At 69.5% G+C, this 19,187-nt stretch carries 21 protein-coding genes; 17 read left to right on the top strand and 4 right to left on the bottom strand.

The window, feature by feature from the left end; genetic code table 11:
- Positions 1 to 294 precede the first annotated feature (294 nt).
- From AB0F17_RS33840 to AB0F17_RS33805, 8 genes are all read left to right on the top strand, one after another.
- Positions 295 to 498, top strand: coding sequence for a helix-turn-helix domain-containing protein (locus AB0F17_RS33840; RefSeq protein WP_026214222.1), 204 nt, complete (start codon positions 295 to 297; stop codon positions 496 to 498).
- 175 nt (positions 499 to 673) lie between these two features.
- Complete coding sequence (locus AB0F17_RS33835; protein ID WP_018654693.1) at positions 674 to 772, top strand: AURKAIP1/COX24 domain-containing protein; 99 nt, start codon at positions 674 to 676, stop codon at positions 770 to 772.
- A 22-nt stretch (positions 773 to 794) separates the two neighbouring features.
- Complete coding sequence (locus tag AB0F17_RS33830; protein ID WP_358031275.1) at positions 795 to 1,790, top strand: NAD-dependent epimerase/dehydratase family protein; 996 nt, start codon at positions 795 to 797, stop codon at positions 1,788 to 1,790.
- Positions 1,787 to 2,683, top strand: coding sequence for a lysophospholipid acyltransferase family protein (locus AB0F17_RS33825; protein WP_358031273.1), 897 nt, complete (start codon positions 1,787 to 1,789; stop codon positions 2,681 to 2,683). The genes AB0F17_RS33830 and AB0F17_RS33825 overlap by 4 nt, the downstream gene beginning before the upstream one ends.
- Positions 2,684 to 2,826: 143 nt before the next feature.
- Positions 2,827 to 3,828 (top strand): ThiF family adenylyltransferase, encoded by a 1,002-nt coding sequence (locus AB0F17_RS33820; RefSeq protein ID WP_358031271.1) that lies wholly within the window; start codon positions 2,827 to 2,829, stop codon positions 3,826 to 3,828.
- A 51-nt stretch (positions 3,829 to 3,879) separates the two neighbouring features.
- Complete coding sequence (locus AB0F17_RS33815; RefSeq protein WP_358031269.1) at positions 3,880 to 4,674, top strand: SDR family NAD(P)-dependent oxidoreductase; 795 nt, start codon at positions 3,880 to 3,882, stop codon at positions 4,672 to 4,674.
- A 70-nt stretch (positions 4,675 to 4,744) separates the two neighbouring features.
- Complete coding sequence (locus tag AB0F17_RS33810) at positions 4,745 to 5,326, top strand: sigma-70 family RNA polymerase sigma factor (RefSeq protein ID WP_214640672.1); 582 nt, start codon at positions 4,745 to 4,747, stop codon at positions 5,324 to 5,326.
- Positions 5,327 to 5,328: 2 nt separating this feature from the next.
- A complete protein-coding gene (locus AB0F17_RS33805) occupies positions 5,329 to 6,324 on the top strand; it encodes an LCP family protein (protein ID WP_358031266.1) in 996 nt (331 codons plus the stop codon).
- Here AB0F17_RS33805 and AB0F17_RS33800 read toward each other — a convergent pair whose 3' ends face one another.
- The 3 genes from AB0F17_RS33800 to AB0F17_RS33790 all read right to left on the bottom strand — a co-directional run bounded on the left by AB0F17_RS33800 (position 6,325) and on the right by AB0F17_RS33790 (position 8,569).
- Positions 6,325 to 7,200 carry an HAD-IB family hydrolase gene (locus AB0F17_RS33800; protein ID WP_358031264.1) on the bottom strand — a complete coding sequence of 292 codons (876 nt, stop codon included), beginning with the start codon at positions 7,198 to 7,200 and terminating at the stop codon, positions 6,325 to 6,327.
- Between the two features lie 14 nt (positions 7,201 to 7,214).
- Positions 7,215 to 7,859, bottom strand: coding sequence for a DUF5667 domain-containing protein (locus AB0F17_RS33795; RefSeq protein WP_358031262.1), 645 nt, complete (start codon positions 7,857 to 7,859; stop codon positions 7,215 to 7,217).
- A gap of 71 nt (positions 7,860 to 7,930) precedes the next feature.
- The gene (locus AB0F17_RS33790) at positions 7,931 to 8,569 is read right to left on the bottom strand and encodes a sigma-70 family RNA polymerase sigma factor (protein WP_358031260.1); all 639 of its coding nucleotides are present in this window, start codon (positions 8,567 to 8,569) and stop codon (positions 7,931 to 7,933) included.
- A gap of 178 nt (positions 8,570 to 8,747) precedes the next feature.
- Between AB0F17_RS33790 and AB0F17_RS33785 the strand changes: the two genes are divergently transcribed.
- Positions 8,748 to 10,262, top strand: a complete 1,515-nt coding sequence (locus tag AB0F17_RS33785) for an antibiotic biosynthesis monooxygenase (protein WP_358031259.1) — start codon at positions 8,748 to 8,750, stop codon at positions 10,260 to 10,262.
- Here the strand turns inward: AB0F17_RS33785 and AB0F17_RS33780 are convergent.
- The gene (locus tag AB0F17_RS33780; protein ID WP_214640663.1) at positions 10,259 to 10,495 is read right to left on the bottom strand and encodes a glutaredoxin family protein; all 237 of its coding nucleotides are present in this window, start codon (positions 10,493 to 10,495) and stop codon (positions 10,259 to 10,261) included. The two genes, AB0F17_RS33785 and AB0F17_RS33780, sit on opposite strands and share 4 nt — an antisense overlap.
- A 116-nt stretch (positions 10,496 to 10,611) precedes the next feature.
- On the opposite strand from AB0F17_RS33780, the gene AB0F17_RS33775 reads away from it, so the two are divergent.
- The 8 genes from AB0F17_RS33775 to AB0F17_RS33740 all read left to right on the top strand — a co-directional run bounded on the left by AB0F17_RS33775 (position 10,612) and on the right by AB0F17_RS33740 (position 19,174).
- A complete protein-coding gene (locus tag AB0F17_RS33775) occupies positions 10,612 to 11,289 on the top strand; it encodes a redox-sensing transcriptional repressor Rex (protein WP_358031257.1) in 678 nt (225 codons plus the stop codon).
- Positions 11,286 to 12,542: a glutamyl-tRNA reductase gene (locus tag AB0F17_RS33770; protein ID WP_358031255.1), complete on the top strand. Its 1,257-nt coding sequence runs from the start codon at positions 11,286 to 11,288 to the stop codon at positions 12,540 to 12,542. Before AB0F17_RS33775 ends, AB0F17_RS33770 begins: the two co-directional genes overlap by 4 nt.
- Positions 12,539 to 13,444 carry a hydroxymethylbilane synthase gene (gene hemC, locus AB0F17_RS33765; RefSeq protein ID WP_358031254.1) on the top strand — a complete coding sequence of 302 codons (906 nt, stop codon included), beginning with the start codon at positions 12,539 to 12,541 and terminating at the stop codon, positions 13,442 to 13,444. The genes AB0F17_RS33770 and hemC overlap by 4 nt, the downstream gene beginning before the upstream one ends.
- Entirely contained in the window at positions 13,441 to 14,985 is a 1,545-nt protein-coding gene (locus AB0F17_RS33760) for a uroporphyrinogen-III synthase (RefSeq protein WP_358031253.1), read from the top strand. Before hemC ends, AB0F17_RS33760 begins: the two co-directional genes overlap by 4 nt.
- The gene (hemB, locus tag AB0F17_RS33755) at positions 14,982 to 15,965 is read left to right on the top strand and encodes a porphobilinogen synthase (RefSeq protein ID WP_358031251.1); all 984 of its coding nucleotides are present in this window, start codon (positions 14,982 to 14,984) and stop codon (positions 15,963 to 15,965) included. Before AB0F17_RS33760 ends, hemB begins: the two co-directional genes overlap by 4 nt.
- A 131-nt stretch (positions 15,966 to 16,096) precedes the next feature.
- Positions 16,097 to 16,726, top strand: coding sequence for a bifunctional DNA primase/polymerase (locus AB0F17_RS33750; RefSeq protein WP_214640659.1), 630 nt, complete (start codon positions 16,097 to 16,099; stop codon positions 16,724 to 16,726).
- A gap of 31 nt (positions 16,727 to 16,757) precedes the next feature.
- Positions 16,758 to 18,059, top strand: a complete 1,302-nt coding sequence (hemL, locus tag AB0F17_RS33745) for a glutamate-1-semialdehyde 2,1-aminomutase (RefSeq protein ID WP_358031249.1) — start codon at positions 16,758 to 16,760, stop codon at positions 18,057 to 18,059.
- Between the two features lie 191 nt (positions 18,060 to 18,250).
- Complete coding sequence (locus AB0F17_RS33740; protein ID WP_358031248.1) at positions 18,251 to 19,174, top strand: LysR family transcriptional regulator; 924 nt, start codon at positions 18,251 to 18,253, stop codon at positions 19,172 to 19,174.
- Positions 19,175 to 19,187: the final 13 nt, after the last annotated feature.

The following is a 19,187-nucleotide window of genomic DNA, read 5'->3' as shown; positions in this document are numbered from 1 at the left end:
CATACGGTCTTTTCGCGCCTGCATTCCAAGAGGCTCGCTGTCCCTTTGCCAACTTTTGATGCGGCCTGGGCGACTCTTATGTGTGACAAGTTGGACAGTTCCAACGTCTAGGCGAGGTGCTCAAGCCAGTGGTTAACCAGCATCTTTGCTGGTTTGGCTGACAGGTGGCTCCGTCAACTGAGAAAATAGGGGGTTTGCGCTATCGGAGTCCCGACTTACGCTGACGGCAGTACACGTGCGTGAGCAATGGCACCAGTGGGGATAACCCGTAAACACGTGCGGAAGAGGCGTCCGATGGGTGCAGGCGAAAGACCTCTCAGCGAGGTGAAGTTCCTGACCGTGGCGGAAGTGGCCACGGTCATGCGGGTGTCCAAGATGACGGTGTACCGCCTGGTGCACTCTGGCGAGCTGCCGGCCATCCGTGTCGGCCGGTCGTTCAGGGTGCCCGAGCAGGCGGTCCACGACTATCTGCGGGAGGCCTACATCGAGGCAGGCTAAGACTGAGGTAGCGGCGTATGCCACACGCCGTGAATGCCGTCGTGGGCGACGCCCGGCCGCCGCTGAGCGGCCGGGCTCACCCCCCAGGGCGCGATCCACAGGCGATCGCCGGTAGTCTGTGAGCCGGTGTGCGCTCGCGCATCGATCAGACTTGCTATCAGTACCTGGGGGTCCCGTGGGCTCTGTGATCAAGAAGCGCCGCAAGCGGATGGCCAAGAAGAAGCACCGCAAGCTGCTCAAGAAGACGCGCATCCAGCGGCGTAACAAGAAGTAACAGACGCAGCTGCGAGGCGCTGATGACCCACACCGTGCTCGTCACCGGGGTCTCGCGCCACGTGGGCGCCCGGCTGGCGAGCGTTCTCGCCGCAGACCCGGACATCAGCCGCGTCATCGGAGTAGACACCGTGCCGCCGCCCTCGCTGACGCGAGATGGCGGCATCTCCCTCGGCCGGACGGAGTTCGTCCGGGTCGATCTGCGCAGCCCTGACATCGCTCAGGTGATCGCGGCTGCCGACATCGACACGGTTGTGCACATGAGCCTGGTCAGCGCTCCGTCGAGGGGCGCGGGCAGGGCCGTGATGAAAGAGCACAACGTCATCGGCACCATGCAGTTGCTCGGTGCCTGCCAGCGGTCGACGACCGTGCGGCGTGTGGTGGTCCGTTCGACCACCGCCGTCTACGGTTCGTCGCCACGGGATCCGGCGGTGTTCACCGAGGACCTGGAGTCGCACGAGGGCCCCAGCCACGGCTACGCCAAGGACGCGGTCGAGGTCGAGGGCTACGTGCGTGGTTTCGCGCGCCGTCGGCCCGACATGGCGGTGTCGCTGCTGCGTTTCGCCAACTTCATGGGTCCGGGTGTCGACTCGCCACTGACCCGTTACTTCACCCAGCCGGTGCTGCCGACCGTGTTCGGCTTCGACCCGAGGCTGCAGTTCGTCCATGAGGACGACGCCGTCGAGGTGCTGCGCCGGATGGCGACCGACGATCACCCCGGCACGTTCAACGTGGCCGGGGCAGGCGTGTTGCTGCTGTCGCAGTGCGCGCGCCGGGCGGGGCGGCCGACGCTGCCGCTGTTCGCGCCCGCCTTCCGCCTGCTGGGCGATTCCGCGCGCCGGGCCGGCCTGGTCGACTACTCGCCCGAGCAGGTCCGGTTGATGAGCTACGGCCGGGTGGTCGACTGCTCCAGGCTGGAGGCCGAGCTGGGCTGGAAGCCGAAGTTCACCACCGGAGCGGCTTTCGACGACTTTCTGCTCTCGCGGGGGCTGCACCCGCTCGGAGGTGTGCGGCATTGACCGTCCCAGACGACGAGGCCCGCGTGATTCCCATCAGCGCGGCACCCTCCTTCGAGGAGCCGGAGCCCCTCGCCAGGGTGCTGGCCTTCATCCGCAGGCGCATCACCGGCGACTACGAGGTCGACGAGTTCGGCTATGACGCCGAGCTGACGGACAAGGTGCTGCTGGAGCTGATCAGGCCCCTCTACCACCACTGGTTCAGGGTGGAGACCGTCGACCTGAAGAACGTTCCCGGCGAAGGTGGCGCGCTGGTCGTGGCCAACCACTCGGGCACGCTGCCGGTCGACGCGCTGATGATGCAGGTGGCGCTGTACGACGAGGCGGACCGGCCGCTGCGGCTGCTCGGCGCCGACCTGGTCTACCAGCTCCCGATGCTCGCCCACCTGTCGCGCAAGACCGGCCACACGCTGGCCTGCCGCGAGGACGCCGACCGGCTGCTGCGCAAGGGCGAGCTGGTCGGGGTGTTCCCCGAGGGCTTCAAGGGCGTCGGCAAGCCGTTCTCCGAGCGCTACAAGCTGCAGCGCTTCGGCCGCGGCGGGTTCGTCGCGTCGGCGATCCGCGCCGGGGTGCCGATCCTGCCCACCGCCATCGTGGGCGCCGAGGAGATCTACCCCAAGATCGGCGATCTGCCGTCGCTGGCCAGGCTGCTCGGCCTCCCTTACCTGCCGATCACGCCGCTCTTCCCGCTGCTCGGCCCGCTCGGCCTGGTGCCGCTGCCGTCGAAGTGGATGATCCAGTTCGGGGAGCCCATCCGCACCGACGAGTACGACGCGTCGGACGCCGACGACCCGGTGCTGGTGTTCAACCTCACGGATCATGTCCGCGAGGTCATCCAGCAGATGCTGAACGAGCTGAGACTGCGCCGCGGGCCCGCCTTCCCGCCTTTCTTCTGACTCGACGGGATCTTGACATGATCGGTCAAGCCATCAAGGATGGGGAACCGAGTAAGGCACGACGGCGTCGGACATGGCCGTCCCGATGGACCGCTCCGTCGCGAAACGCTGGATACCCATGGGCTGGCACCTAGGGAGCGCGCATGAGACGGCTCGTCGACTCCGTGCTCGTCACGAACGCCGGCGACCAGGTGATCCTGTCGACCGGCTCGCGTGACGGTCTGTCGCTGCGGGGCGACCTCGAACGCGTCGAGCAGGCGGTGACGCTGCTTCGCAGCGGCGTCGACGACAGCGAGATCAACGCCGACCGGCTGCTGGCCGACCTGGTGGCGGCGCTGACGCACATGGGCTGGCTCACCTCGGAGCCGCCGCAGTCGCCGGCCGAGTCCACCGGCCGGCTCGCCCGCCAGCACGGCTACCTGACGCTCTTCGCCCCCGACGCGCGCGAGCTCCAGTCGCGGATCGCCGCCTGCTCGATCATGCTTCTCGGCGTGGGCGGCATCGGCGCGGTCGCCGCCCAGCACCTCGGCGCCGCCGGGGTCGGCCGCATCGTGGCCGTCGATCCCGACGTGGTCGAGCTGCACAACCTCAACAGGCAACTGCCGTACACGACGAGAGACGTGGGCGCGCCCAAGGTCGAGGCGCTCAGCGCGCGGCTGCGCGACTTCGCGCCCGAGACCGAGGTGGTGCCCGTACGGCGGCGCGTCGCCAGCGGCGCCGACCTCGACGGCCTGCCGCACGTGGACCTCGTCCTCATCGGCGCCGACGAGCCCGCCGAACTGGCCGACGTGGTCTGGCGGTGGTGCCGTGAGCGGGGCGTGGCCATGAGCCGCGCGGCGGTCGGCCACGAACACGGCTACTGGGGCCCGCTGCTGTCTCCCCGCGACGGGCACTGCCACGTCTGCTTCGAACAGGCCCGTGAGGCCGGACTGTCGCGGGAGAGGCGGCTGGAGGGCGGGCACGGCCCCACGCCGTGGTCGTTCGGCGCCACCAACACGGTCATCGCGGCCTGGGCGGTGCACGACATCGTCCAGTACGTCGCCACGTCCGAGTGCCCCACGCTCAACCGCCGCGCCCACCTCGACTTCGCCCACGGCGAGCTGCACTTCCTCGACGGTCCCCGCTGCTGCTCCTGCAACCGGTAGCGCGCACGCGGTGTTCTCCCGGCGTAAGAACACCGGAACCGAAGGAACACCATGGATCTGCAACTCGCCGGCCGCGTCGCCATCGTCACCGGGGCGTCCAAGGGCATCGGCCTGGCCGTGACCACCACTTTGATCGAGGAAGGCGTACACGTCGTCGCGGCCTCCAGGACCCGCACCCCCGAACTGCCCGAGAAGGCGGTGCACGTTCCGGTCGACCTGATGGACCCGCAGGCGCCCGCCGAGGTGGTGGCCCGCGCGGTCGAGGAGTTCGGGCGGCTCGACATCCTGGTCAACAACGCCGGTGGGCCGCCGCCCGGCGTGACGCTGCCGCACGCCGGCTTCATGAACTCGGACGACGCCACCTGGCAGGCGATGTTCGAGTTCAACCTGTTCTCCGCCATCCGGATGATCCGCTCGGCCGTACCGGTCATGCTGGAGGGCGGCGGCGGCTCGATCGTCAACGTCTCCTCGGTCAGCGCCAGGCAGCCGTCGGCGATGAACATGGACTACGGCGCGGCCAAGTCGGCCCTGACCTACGTCAGCAAGGCGGTCGATGAGGAGTACGGCCCGCAGGGCATCCGGGTGAACACCGTCTCTCCCGGGCCCGTGCTCACCCCCTGGTGGACCGACGAGGGCGGCGCGGCGGACGTCTTCGCGAGCATGGTCGGCTCCGACCGGGACAGCGTGATCACCCAGGTGGCCCCTGAGATGATGAAGCTGACGACCGGCCGCCTGGTCGCCCCGCAGGAGGTCGCCGACGCGATCGCCCTGCTCGTCTCGCCGCGCTCCGGCAGCACGGCGGGCGCCGATCTGGTGATCGACGCAGGCTGCCTCAAGGAGCTGTAGCCCCGCCGCGAACCTCTTTGGCGGGTTGTGGTGATACATCCGTGACCGACTTCCCCGCAGAAGGGCGGAGATGATCACGCAACCCGCCACCAGGGGTGCGGACGCCGAGCTGGTGAGCGCTTCCTTAACCGATCCTGAAGCGTTCGCCGAGCTCTTCGACCGCTACTCCGCCATGCTCTACAGGTACGTCTCCAAGCGCCTCGGCCCCGAACCGGCCGAGGACATCGTCGGCGAGACGTTCCTGGTCGCCTTCTCCCGCAGGAGAAGCTACGACCCGAGCTACCCAGACGCCAGGCCGTGGCTCTTCGGCATCCTGACCAAACTCCTCTCCCGCCACCACCGCACCGAGGCGGCCCGATATCGCGCCCTGCAGCGCGCCCCTGTCGACGCCGACGTGGAATCTCCGGCCGACCGTGTGGCCGCCGGGGTGACCGCGCAGGCGTCGCGCCCCGAACTGGCCAGCGCGCTGGCCGCCCTGCCCGCCAAGGACCGCGACGTGCTTCTGCTGATCGCGTGGGGCGATCTGACATACGGCGAGGTCGCGCGGGCGCTCGGCATCCCGATCGGCACTGTGCGCTCCCGCCTCAACAGGGGCAGGCGGAAGGTACGCGCGTCGCTCGGCGACACCAACCCGATGCTGGAGGAGGAGTGACGATGGACGACCTGAAGCTGCTTCGGGACTTCGGCCGGGAGCTCGAACACCAGCCTCCGGCGACACTGATGCGCCAGCGGCAGCGCCTGCTCCAGGCCAGACCGAGGCGCAGGCGGCTGATGTGGCTGATGACGGGCCTCGTCGGGGTGGCCACGATGGCAACGGTCGCCGCGGTCGCCGTGCCCACGCTGTTGCTGGGTAGCCGCGAGACCGTCTCCCCGCCGGCGGGCGTCCGCCCGGCCAAGGTGAGCGGCGCGTTGAACGTGCTCCTGGTCGGCAGCGACAGCCGGGCGGGTTCGGAGAGGTTCCGCAATGGAGCCCGCTCCGACACCCTCCTGCTGCTGCACCTGCCGGCCGACCGGAAGAACGTCACGGTGGTCGTCTTCCCCAGAGACTCCATGGTGCGGATCCCCGCGTGCGGGTCGCGGCCGGCCAGGAGAGACATGATCAACTCGGCGTTCAACACCGGTGGTCTCGCCTGTTCGGTGAAGACGGTCGAGTCCCTGACGAAGGTGCGCGTCGACCACATGATGGAGGTCGAGTTCTCCGGGGTCGAGGCCGTCGTGGACGCCCTCGGCGGCATCGAGGTCACGCTGCCGAAGGCGGTGGACGACAAGAGCACGAAGCTGAAGCTCACCGCGGGCAAGCAGGTGCTCAACGGCGAGCAGGCGCTGGGTTACCTCCGGCTGCGTCGTTACGGCGACGGGTCCGACATCCAGCGCATCAAACGCCAGCAGGTGCTCATGACGTCGATGCTGAAGAAGGCCCAGCAGCGGCTGAAGGATCCGGCGGCCCTGCGGGACTTCCTCACCACGGCCGGCAAGTCGATCAAGACAGACGCGGAGTTCGACCTCGACACCATGCTCGGCATCGCCGGCACGATGGAGAAGAGCAAGCTGCGCTTCGTCATAGTGCCCTGGACGCCCGATCCGAACGACCAGAACCGGATCGTGTGGAGCCAACCGGACGCGGACCAGCTCTTCGCCACTCTGCGCTAGCTACTGCGTCGAGCGGTAGTGCCTGCGCAGCGCGATGCCGGCGGCGATGCCGCCGGCCACCGCTCCGACACCCGCCGCGATCGGCAGGGCGGTCAGCGTCGCCTTCCTGCCGGTGCGGAAGTCCTTGATCGGCCAGTTGTGCTTCCTGGCGTGCTCGCGCAGCTCGCTGTCGGGGTTGATGGCCACCGGCTGCCCGACCAGCGACAGCATGGGCAGGTCGTTGGCCGAGTCGCTGTAGGCGGTGCACCGGGTGAGGTCGAGGCCCTCCCTGCGGGCCAGTGCCCGCATCGCCTCGGCCTTGGCCGGGCCGTGCAGCAGGTCGCCGACCAGCCGCCCGGTGTAGATGCCGTTGGTGGTCTCGGCCACGGTGCCGAGCGCGCCGGTCAGGCCGAGGCGCTGGGCGATGACCCTGGCGAGCTCGACCGGCGTGGCCGTGACCAGCCAGACCCGCTGGCCCCGGTCGAGGTGGCTCTGCGCGAGCGCCCTGGTGCCGCCCCAGATGCGGTCGGACATCACCTCGTCGTAGATCTCCTCGCCCAGCCGGATCACGTCGTCGACCTTCGCGCCCGCCACGAACGCCAGGGCGGTCTCGCGGGCCACCGCGATGTGCTCGGGGTTCTCGTTGCCGCGCAGCCGGAACACCGCCTGGCCGACGGCGAACTTGAACAGGTCGGAGGTGGTGAACAGGCCACGGGTCGCCAGGCCCCTGGCGAAGTGGTAGATGGAGGCGCCGCGCATCATCGTGTTGTCGACGTCGAAGAAGGCGGCCGCCCGCTGGTCGGGCTCCGTAGGGGTAACCGCCACCGCGGCCGCCGCTGCGGCCTCGCCGGCGATCTCCGCCTCCACCTCGTGCCGTCGTCGCATTAGCCGCCACATGGGCCTCAGCTTACCTATCTCGGTGCCACGAGCCCGTCGATGTAGTCGAGGTATCCGGAGGCTTTGTCCTGCTGGTCGCCGTCCATTCGTTCGAGCATCGGCTCGACCATGTTCTTCTGGTCGCGCGCGAACCGGTTGATCTTCGGTGAGCGTGGTTCGGCCCGCTCCAGCCGGCTGATGCCCGAGCGGGTCGACTCCTCCATCTCCGTGAGCGTCTTGGTGACCAGCGGCCCGTCGCCGGACGAGCCGAGCAGCCGGGCGACCTCGGAGGCCCGGGTCTTGGCCGAGATCAGCTCGCGCTCGGCCCGCTGCACGTCGTCGGCGCTGAGCCGGACCAGCGTGCTCTCCGCGGCGCGCTTGAGGGGGTAGAGCGTGTCGCCGGGCAGTGCCTGGTAGGTGGCGAACGCCGACAGCATCATGGCCGCCGTCAGGCCGAACGTGGCGACCTGGGAGAGCCAGGAGAGCCGCCGCGCCGGGCGGCGACGGGAGCGGCGGGCCGGCCGTACGGGATCGGCGGAGAGGAGGGCGGGGTGCGCGGACAGGAGCTCGGCGCGGAGACGTTCGCGGAAGGCGGCGGCCGGACCCCCGCCGAGCGGGAGCCGGCCCAGCTCCGTGAGGTGACCGAGCACGCGCTCGCGCGATCTGCGCCCCCTACCCATGACAGCTCCCTGACGCCCCCGAGAAAAGACCCGGTCGTGACACCTGCCTAACGACGCCCAGCTGGTGGAGGTTACGCCAGGTCGTGTTTGAGTGCCCTGGCCAATGCGCGGATCGCTCGGAATTGCAGCGCTTTGATCGCTCCACTCTTCTTCCCCATGATCAACGCGGTCTCGGCGAGCGACAGGCCGTGCAGGAACCGCAGAACCACGCATTCCTGCTGCTCGGGATTCAGATCCTGGACGGCGCGCAGCATCCGGTCGTTGATGATGGCCGTGACGACGGCGTTCTCCGGAATGTGCGGCCCGTCGAGCGGGACGTCGATCACTTCCCCGGTCGGAATCTCCAGGCGATAGCGGCCGGACTTGAAGTGATCGGCGACCAGGTTCCTGGCGATGGTCACCAGCCAGGCGCCGAAGTCACGGCCCTGCCAAGTGAAGTCGGTGATCCGGCGAAGCGCGCGTAAGAAGGTCTCGCTGGTGAGATCCTCGGCCAGCGGGTGGGAACCGACGCGGAAGTAGATGTAGCGATAGACCAGATCCACATAGCGGTCATAGAGCGTGCCAAAGGCATCCGTGTCTCCGGTCTTGGCGTGTAACACGAGTATGCGGAGGTCATCGGGAATCTCTTCGCGCACGGCAAGCTCGCTCGTCCGGGCGGGACCAGCGACCGCTGGTGTGAGTAGCCCGGCGAACGACCAAGAGTCAGGCATCCGGTATCCCTAGGGGTAAGGGGTGCGGCGTGCTCGAACACTCTAGAAATCAACCGGAAATTCCACAATCCGCTTCCCGAAGGCATGACTAGCCGTAATCGGCCGATACCGTGTGGACCGACCCGTTCCCTCTTCGGCTACCGGCTGGGAGGCATAGTCCGGCAGCATTGGAGTCACCATGGAGATCCTCGTTGCTGTCCTAGCCTTTGTCGGTGCCCTCCTCGCCGCGATCGCCGCAGGCGCCCTGGTCCGCCGGTTGCGCGAGGAGGTGGAGGGGTGGTTGATCGCCTGGACCGTGTCAGCCGTCGCGCTCTGCCTGACGCTCGGTGCGATCGGTGTCGGCTACCTGATGGGGTTCGGGGTCGTCGCCTTCAAGCTCTACCAACTGACCGGATCCCTTCTCGCGCCTTTCTGGCTGGGCATCGGGCTGATCCAGCTCCTGTCGGAGAAGGTGCCGCCGAAATTCGCCGCCTGGCTGTTCGGGATCGCGTTCACCATCGTCTCCACGGTGGTGCTCATCTTCGACCCGGTCAACAAGGCCGACGAAATGGGCAAGGTGCTCCCCGTGGCCGAGGGGCACTGGGACGTCATCCCCCGCTACCTGCTGATCGGCGCGCACTCCATCGCCGGGCTGATCATGCTGGCGGCCGTGGTGATCGCCGGGCTGCGCTGGCGCAACGGTGACGAACTCGACACCGACAACCTGCACGCCGTCATGGTCATCGCGCCCTCGGGCATCGCGATCATCGGCGCGATGCGGTTCGCGGTGCCGGGCGTCTTCGCCACCGCGCTGTTCGTGGTGGCCGCCGCGGGCATCTGGTACGCGGTGCTCCGCCCGCTGGCGCCGTACGAGGACGACGACGAGGACGACGCGCCCGAGAGCCACCGCGGCGAGCGATCCGCCGAGCGGCCCGCCGAACGCTCCGCCCATGGCCGCCGGGCCATGCGGGAGCAGGACCCCTTCCCCCAGCCCGTCGCCGAGCTGGGGATGCAGCCGCCGCCCCAGCAGCAGCAGCCACTGCCCCCCGGCCAGCCCCGCAGGTCGGGTCTGGGCGACCTGGTGGCCGAATACCGGGCGGGCGACCAGCCGGTCGACTACGCCGCCCGGATGGCGCCGCCCGACCAGGGCCCCTCGACCGGTTACATCATGAACGGCAGGCACGGCGGCGGACCGCCGACCGGCCCGCAGGACTTCGGGATGCCGGCCACCGGCGCGGTCTACCCGGGCGCTGAAGTGTTCCCCCTGGGCTCCCGCGCCCCCCAGCAGCCGCCACAGGCTCAGCAGCCCCCTCAGCCCCAGCACGCCCCACAGGCGCCGCAGCCCCAGCCCCAGCCCCAGCAGCAGGCGGCCTCCAGCAGGCCCTCACCCAGCATCTACGGCATGCTGACGGTCTTCACGCTCATGGACGGCTCGGGCGAGGCGTTCGACCGGCTGGCCGAGCTCACCGTCGAGGCCGTACGCCGGGGCGAGCCGGACACGCTCATCTACGCCTGCCACGCGGTCAAGTCGGCCCCGCTCCAGCGCATCGTCTACGAGCTCTACCGCGACGAGGTGGCCTACCGCGACCACCAGCGACAGCCGCACGTCGAGCGGTTCGTCAACGAGCGGCAGGCCATGGTGCTGGCCACCAACATCATCGAGCTGAACGTCAACGCCGCCAAGGTCGTGCCACTGCCGACCGCGATGTACTAGCCGCTCAGCGCGGCGCGCAGCCGGTCTTCGGAGACCCGCCAGAAGTCGTGCTGGACCCCGTCGACCAGTGTGACCGGGATCATCTCCCAGTATTTCTCCCGCAACTCCTCGGAGGAGTCGATGTCGACCTCCTCCCACGGCACACTCAGGTCTCCCGCCACGCGGGAGATGACCTCACGCGCGTCGTCGCAGAGGTGGCAACCCGGCCGGCCGAGCAGCGTGATGCGGTGCATGCACCCAACCGTATCGCTCCGACTTTGTGCATCGCTTCACAAAGGGATTAACCTGAAAGGCGGTTCGATCCCATTCACGCGGCCGGGAGGCCGCTCGTCCCCTGGAGCTCCGGCACGTGAAGAGCCCGTCCCAATCCCGTGACCGCGGGATCCCCGAGGCAACGGTCGCCCGGCTCCCGTTGTACCTGCGGGCGTTGAACGGGATGGCCGAACGCGGTGTCGCGACCGTCAGCTCCGAGGATCTGGCCATGGCCGCCGGAGTCAACTCCGCCAAGCTCCGTAAGGACCTGTCCCATCTCGGGTCGTACGGCACGCGCGGCGTCGGCTACGACGTCGAGTACCTCGTCTACCAGATCTCCCGCGAGCTGGGCCTGACCCAGGACTGGGCGGTCGCCATCGTCGGAGTCGGCAACCTGGGCCGGGCGCTGGCCAACTACGGCGGTTTCGTGTCCCGGGGCTTCCGCGTCGCCGGGCTGCTCGACGCCGACCCCGAAGTCGTGGGCGACGACATAGCGGGGTTGAATGTTGAGCACATCGACGTCCTTGAAACCGTCATCGAACGGCGTGGAGTCTCGATCGTGGTTCTGGCGACACCCGCGTTGGCGGCGCAGGAAGTCTGCGATCGTGTGGTGGCGGCCGGAGTGACCAGCATCCTGAACTTCGCGCCCGTCGTGCTTTCTGTACCAGATGGCGTGGATGTCCGTAAAGTTGACCTATCAATAGAACTGCAGATCCTTGCGTTCCATGAGCAGCGCAAAGCAGGGGGGCCACTTATGGCCGTGGACAGTCAATGAGTGTTCTCACCGTGGGAATCAGCCACCGGACAGCTCCGGTGTCGATGCTCGAGCGCGTATCCGTATCCGGAGAGGCGCTCGTCAAGCTCCTGCACGACGTTCAGCAGGACACGTGCGTCTCTGAGGCGATGGTGCTCTCGACCTGCAACAGGGTCGAGATCTACGCGGCCGTCGACCGCTTCCACGGCGCCCTCACCGGGATCAGCCGGCTGCTGGGCGTCCACTCGGGCGTCCCCGTGGACGAGTTGCAGCCGCACTTGTACGTCCACTACGAAGACCAAGCCATCGAGCACCTGTTCTCGATGGTCTGCGGCCTCGACTCGATGGTCGTGGGTGAGGGCCAGATCCTCGGCCAGGTGCGCAGGGCGCTCAAGCTGGCGCAGAAGCAGGGCACGGTCGGCGCCACGCTCAACGAGCTGATGCAGCAGGCGCTGCGAGTCGGCAAGCGCGCCCACACCGACACGGACATCGACCAGGCGGGTGCCTCGCTCGTCACCGCGGGCCTGGCGCTGGCCGGCGACCTCGCCGGGCGCCGGGCGCTGGTGGTCGGCGCGGGCTCGATGAGCTCACTCGCCGCCACCACGCTGGCCCGCGCGGGAGTGACCGACATCGTGGTGGCCAACCGCACCTTCGAGCGCGGCGTACGGCTGGCGGCCTCGGTCGGCGGCCGGGCGGTGGAGCTCTCCGCGGTTCCCCGAGAACTGGCGGCGGCCGACATCGTCATCAGCTGCACGGGCGGCGGCCGGCACGTCATCACCCCCGACATAGTCCCCACGGGCGCGTTCCTGCTGGACCTGGCGCTGCCGCACGACATCGACCCCGCCGTACGCGACATACCCGGCGTCACCTTGGTCGACTTGGAGACCATCCAGGAATCCGGCATAGGCTCTAGGGAGGGCGACACTGTCGACTCGGTGCGCAGGCTCGTCACCGAGGAGCTGGCCGCCTTCCTCACCGCTGAGCGGGCCGCCAAGGTCACCCCGACCGTGGTGGCGCTGCGCAGCAAGGCGGCGACCGTGGTCGAGGCCGAGCTGGGCAGGCTCCTGATGCGCATGCCCCACCTCGACCGCAAGGCCAGGGACGAGGTGGCGCAGACCGTGCAGCGGGTGGTCGACAAGCTGCTTCACGAGCCCACTGTGCGTGTCAAACAGCTCGCCACCAGCCCGGGAGGCGATCATTATGCCGAAGCGCTGCGTGAGCTGTTCGACCTCGATCCGAAGATGCCCGATGCCGTCAGGGAGGTGGAGTTGTGACACTGCGCTTGGGCACCCGGCGCAGCCTGATGGCGACCACGCAGTCGCAGATGGTCGCCGACTCCTACACCGAACGCACCGGGCGCGCGGTCGAGCTGGTCGGCGTCACCACGTTCGGTGACGTGACCAAGGCTCAGCTCGCGCAGCTCGGTGGCACGGGCGTGTTCGTCAGCGCCCTGCGGGACAAGCTGATCGAGGGTGAGATCGACTTCGCCGTCCACTCGCTGAAGGACCTGCCGACCAAGCAGGACCCGCGGGTGACGCTGGCCGCGGTCCCGGCCCGGCACGACCACCGCGACGCGCTGGTCGGCCATGCCAAGTTCGCCGACCTGGCCCCCGGGGCCAGGGTCGGCACCGGCTCGCCGCGCCGGATCGCCATGCTCAGGGCGCTGCGGCCCGATCTCGAGTACGTCCCGATCCGCGGCAACGCCGACACCCGGATCGGCAAGGTCACCGCCGGCGAGCTCGACGCGGTCGTGCTCGCCTCGGCGGGCCTGACCCGGATCGGCAGGGACGCGGAGATCGCGCAGATCTTCGAGGTCGAGGAGCTGCTGCCCGCGCCGGGGCAGGGCGCCCTGGCCGTGGAGTGCCTCTCCGACCGCGCCGACCTGATCTCCTTCCTCGGTGTGCTCGACGACCCGCGGACGCGCTCCGCGGTGACGGCCGAGCGCACCGTCCTGTCCGCTCTCGAGGCCGGTTGCTCGGCCCCCGTGGGTGCTTTCGCCGTCGATGACGGGCAGACTCTGAACCTCACCGCCGTGGTCGTCTCTCTGGACGGCCAGCAGGCGGTGCGCAAGTCCGCCGCCGGCTCTCCTTCCGAGTCTGTGAATCTCGGCCAGCTCCTCGCTGCCGAGATGATCTCCGAAGGTGCCGACAGATTGATGGGGGAGCAATCCCGTTGAGCTCCGATAGTCCAACCTCCGGTTTCCTCGCGTTCGTGGGCGCGGGCCCCGGCGATCCGCACCTTCTCACGCTCCGCGGCGCCGAACTGCTCGCCAAGGCCGACGCGGTCGCGCTCGACGAGGAGCTGTTCGGCTCGTTCCTGCGCCATTGCCGCGAAGGCGTGGAGGTCGCGTCCGGCGACCTCGTCAAGCGCGCCAAGGCCGGGCAGTTCGTCGTACGCCTGTGCGAGGGCGACCCGATGCTGTTCTCCTCGATCACCGAGGAGGTCGCGGCCGCGGCCGCGGCGGAGGTGGACTTCGAGATCGTGCCCGGCGTGCCGCCCGCGACCGCCGTACTCACCTATGCCGGCATTCCCGCGGCGACGGGAATGCCGGAGTTCCGGATCGTCGACGCCGCGCTCGAGCAGGACTGGGCCGCCCATGCCGCCTGCAAGGGCACGCTGGTCATCTACAACGGCATCGCCGGGGCCGTCTCGATCGGCAAGGCGCTGGTGGCGGGCGGCAAGCCCGACAGCACGCCCGTCGCGGTCAGCAGCAGCGGCACCACGACCGAGCAGTACACCGTCGTCTCGACGCTGGCCAGGCTGCAGGCCGACCTCAAGCACGCGGGCTTCACCGAGCCCGCGCTGATCGTCGTCGGCGATGCGGTCGGGCAGCGCGACAAGCTGTCGTGGTTCGAGACCAAGCCGCTGTTCGGCTGGCGGGTGCTGGTGCCGCGCACCAAGGAGCAGTCCAAGAGCCTGTCCGAGCAGCTCGCCTCCTACGGCGCCGTGCCGGAGGAGGTGCCGACCATCTCGGTCGAGCCGCCGCGCACGCCGCAGCAGATGGACCGCGCGATCAAGGGCCTGGTCACCGGACGCTACGAGTGGGTGGCGTTCACCAGCTCCAACGCGGTCAAGGCGGTGCGGGAGAAGTTCGAGGAGTACGGCCTCGACGCCCGTGCCTTCGCCGGGCTGAAGGTGGCCGCCGTGGGCGACGCCACCGCGCGGGCCCTGGTCGACTTCGGCGTCAAGCCCGACCTGCTGCCCTCGGGCGAGCAGTCGTCGGAGGGCCTGGTGGCCGAGTGGCCGCCGTACGACTCGATGCTCGACCCGATCAACCGGGTGCTCCTGCCGCGGGCCGACATTTCCACAGACACCCTCGTCGCCGGACTCACGGAGCTAGGCTGGGAGTGCGATGACGTCACGGCCTACCGCACCGTACGAGCCGCACCGCCCCCCGCCGCGACCCGCGAGGCGATCAAGGGCGGCGGGTTCGACGCGGTGCTCTTCACCTCTTCCTCGACTGTGCGCAACCTGGTGGGCATCGCCGGCAAGCCGCACAACGTCACCGTGATCGCGGTCATCGGGCCGCAGACCGCGAAGACCGCCGAGGAGTTCGGGCTGCGTGTCGACGTCATGGCCGACAGGCCGTCGGCGTCCGCCCTGGCCGCCGCGGTGGCCGCGTACGGCGCCAAGCAGCGCCAGGCGGCCCTCGCCGCGGGCGACAGCCCGCGCCGGCCGTCGCAGAACCGCAGAGGCGCCCGAAGGAGGGCCAAGTGAGTGCCGAGTATCCTGCCGCCCGCCCGCGCAGGCTCCGCCGCAGTCCCGCGTTCCGGCGCATGGTGGCGGGCACCAGGCTGCATCCCGCGGACCTGATCCTGCCGATGTTCGTCAAGGAGGGCATCGACCAGCCGCAGCCGGTCGCCTCGATGCCCGGCGTGGTCCAGCACACCCGCGACTCGCTGCGTAAGGCCGCCCACGAGGCGGCCGACGCCGGGGTGTCGGGGCTGATCCTGTTCGGCATCCCCGCGGTGAAGGACGCGCGCGGCTCGGCGGCCGACGACCCCGAGGGCATCCTGCAGGTCGCGCTCCGTGACGTGAACGAGGAGGTGGGTGACGCGGTGGTGGTCATGGCCGACACCTGCCTCGACGAGTTCACCGACCACGGTCACTGTGGCGTGCTGACCGCGTCCGGCGACGTCGACAACGACGCGACGCTGGAGCGCTACGCGTCGATCGCGGTCGCCCAGGCCAGGGCCGGATCCCAGATGATCGCGCCGAGCGGCATGATGGACGGCCAGGTCGGGGCCATCAGGGCGGCGCTCGACGCCGACGGCTTCCGTGACGTGCCGATCCTCGCCTACACCGCCAAATACGCCTCCGCCTTCTTCGGCCCGTTCCGCGAAGCCGCCGAGTGCGCGCCGCAGTTCGGCGACCGCAGCACCCACCAGCAGGACCCGGCCGGGCCGCTGGAGGAGGCGCTGCGCGAGGTGCGGCTCGACCTCGCCGAGGGCGCCGACGTCGTGATGGTCAAGCCGGCGCTGGCCTACCTGGACGTCATCAGGCGCTTCCGCGACGAGGTCGAGGTGCCGGTGGCGGCCTACCAGGTGAGCGGCGAGTACGCGATGATCGAGGCCGCGGCGGCCAACGGCTGGATCGACCGCGACCGGATGATCATGGAGTCGCTGGTCTCGATCAAGCGCGCGGGCGCCGACCTGATCCTCACTTATTGGGCCACTGAGGTGGCGCGACGTCTGTGAACCAGAGGGTTTCCCGTCGCCCCTGGGACCCGTGCGTTAGACTGAGATGACAAGTGCTGGTGTGTCCCGCGTGTGCTAGCAGCCAGGAGCCGGGACCTCTTCAGGCACTTGGACGCGACGGGAGACAAACCATGGTGGGGGTACCACTCGCTCGGCGTACCAGAAAACGGTCGCGCCCGACACGGATCGACTCCGTGCTGGGCTATGCCGCTCTCGGATGGCCGAGCGTGCCGGGTGCCCACCCGCTGCGCCAAGGCGCCCGCTCCTGCTCCTGTGATCGCCTCGGGTGTCCCGACCCGGGCGCGCACCCCTTGTCCCCTGCCTGGAACGTGCAGGCCACGACGGACGCCACCCAGCTCACGCGCTGGTGGCAGGCCGATCCCGAGGCCAATGTGATCCTGCCGACCGGCCGCGTGTTCGATGTCTTCGACGTGCCGCTCGACACCGGCCTGTCGGCCCTCACCCGGATCGACGGCGCCGCAGCGCATTCAGGCCCGGTCGCCGCCAACGGCGACCGGGTTCTGTTTTATGTGGCCACTCGCGGCAATCCCGACGACGAGGACGAGTGGTGGTCCTGCCAGCTCGACTGCGACCCGGGCACCATCGAGGACAATCCGGGCCTGCGCTGGCACTGCCGCGACAGCTACGTCCTGGCGCCGCCCTCCACGCTCCCCACCGGCCAGCCCGTCTCCTGGCTGCGCCCGCCCGACGGACGCCCGCTGCCAGATCCGCTGCGCATACTCGACTGGCTCGCCGACTAGACCGTCATAATCCGGGACTAATCTGGTTCGAGTGAGCCGTACACAGAACTCCGAGGACCTGTTCGCCCGCGCCCGCGCCATCGTGCCGGGTGGCGTCAACTCCCCGGTCCGCGCGTTCGGCGCGGTCGGCGGCACGCCCCGTTTCATGGCCTCAGGGCAGGGCCCCTACCTCACCGACGTCGACGGCAACCGCTACGTCGACCTGGTCTGCTCGTGGGGGCCGATGATCCTCGGCCACCGCCATCCCGCCGTCATCGACGCCGTCTCATCCGCGCTGTCCCACAGCCTCTCCTACGGCACCGCCACGCCGGGCGAGGTCGAACTGGCCGAGGAGATCGTCGCCAGGGTGGCGCCCGTGGAGAAGCTGCGCCTGGTCAGCTCGGGCACCGAGGCGACGATGAGCGCGGTGCGGCTGGCCCGCGGGTTCACCGGGCGGTCCAAGGTGGTCAAGTTCGCCGGGTGCTACCACGGTCATGTCGACGCGCTGCTGGCCTCGGCGGGGTCGGGCGTGGTCACGTTCGGGCTGCCCGACACGCCGGGCGTGACGGGGGCGTCGGCGGCCGACACCATCGTGCTGCCGTACAACGACATCAGCGCGGTGGAGCAGACGTTCGCCTCACCTGAGAACAGCGGGCGGATCGCCTGCGTCATCACCGAGGCCTGCCCGGCCAACATGGGCGTGGTGCCGCCGCTCGACGGCTTCAACGCCCGCCTGCGCGAGCTCTGCACGGCCGACGGCGCGCTGCTGATCATGGATGAGGTGCTGACCGGGTTCCGCGTCTCGGCCGCGGGCTGGTACGGGCTCGACCCGGTCGACGCCGACCTGATGACGTTCGGCAAGGTCATGGGCGGTGGCCTGCCGGCGGCGGCCTTCGGCGGGCGGGCCGACGTGATGTCCTCCCTGGCACCGGAAGGACCGGTCTACCAGGCGGGCACGCTGTCGGGAAACCCGCTCGCCTGCGCCGCTGGCCTGGCCACGCTGCGCGCGCTCGACGCCGAGTCCTACGCCAAGGTGGACGCGGCGGCGATGGCGGTCGGCCAGGCCGCCTCCGACGCGCTGACCGCGGCAGGCGTGCCGCACCGGTTGCAGCGGGCGGGGAGCCTGTTCTCGGTGTTCTTCACGGATGCGCCGGTGACGAACTTCGACGATGCTCGGGCCCAGAAGACCTCGGCCTACACCGCCTTCTTCCACGCGATGCTGGATCGCGGGGTCTACCTGCCGCCCTCCGCGTACGAGGCCTGGTTCCTCTCGGCCTCTCACGACGACGAGTCACTCGACCGGGTCGCCGACGCGCTGCCGGCAGCCGCCAAGGCTGCCGCGGCGGTCCTCTAGCTGCTTACTTGGCGGCCGGCTTCTGGTAGCGGACGCGCAGGTCGCGGGCCTGCTCGGCGAGGGTCTTGAGGTAGGAGATGCTGGTCTGCTGCTGCGTCTGCGCCTTGTTGTTTCTCATGCATGTATTTTCTCCTGCTAAAGAGTCAAGCACAAGCGAGACTTTCTACGCTAAACCCTTTAGACTGGCTTACATGTTGGACTTGAACCGCCTCAAGGCCCTTCACGCTGTGCACGTCTACGGTTCGGTGGGCGCCGCGGCCGACGCGCTGATGGTCACGCCGTCGGCCGTGTCGCAGCAGATCGCCAAGCTGGAGCGCGAGACCGGCGCCCGGCTCATGGAGCGCAACGGGCGCGGCGTGCGGCTGACCGACGCGGCCGGGCTGCTCGCCGACCACGCCGAGCGGATCCTGGCCCTGGTGGAGACCGCGGAGGCGGACTTCGAGGCGCTGCGCGGCGAGGTCGTGGGGCGGCTGAACATGTCCGCGTTCCCGACGGCGACCCGCGGGCTGATGCCCGCCGCCCTGACCGCGCTCAAGCGGCGCCATCCCGACCTGCACATCCAGCTCCATGAGCGCGAGCCCGAACGCATCGTGCGCGACGTGGCCAGGGGCGAGCTCGACCTGGGCGTCATCCAGGACTGGCTGAACCGGCCGATGGCCCTTCCCGAGGGGCTGTCCAGGACGACGCTGCTCGACGACATCGCCGACGTCGTGCTCCCCGCGGACCATCCGCTGGCCGGCAGCAGGGAGATCGCGCTGTCCGCGCTGCCCGCCAACGAGCGGTGGATCAGCTCCTCGCCCGGCACCGTCTGCCACGACTGGCTCGTCTACACGCTGCGCAGCGCGCAGCTGGAGCCCGAGATCTCCTGCATGGCCGACGAATACCCGACCCAGATGGCGCTGGTGGCCGCCGGTCTCGGCTGCGCGATCATCCCCAGGCTGGGGCGCGACTGCGTACCCGACGGGGTGGCCGTGGTGCCGCTCAGGCCCCGGCAGTCACGCCGCATCTATGTGATCTGGCGGACCGACGCGGCCCGCCGCCCCGCGATCAGGGCCGCGGTCGAGGCGCTCGCCGACGCCAGCCGTACACAGGAGAACGCCTGGGCGCTCGCCTAGTAGGCTGTGCCAC

Source organism: Nonomuraea sp. NPDC026600 (assembly GCF_040638335.1).
In the GTDB taxonomy this organism is placed as follows: domain Bacteria; phylum Actinomycetota; class Actinomycetes; order Streptosporangiales; family Streptosporangiaceae; genus Nonomuraea.
This window is presented reverse-complemented; position numbering and strand designations above follow the sequence as displayed.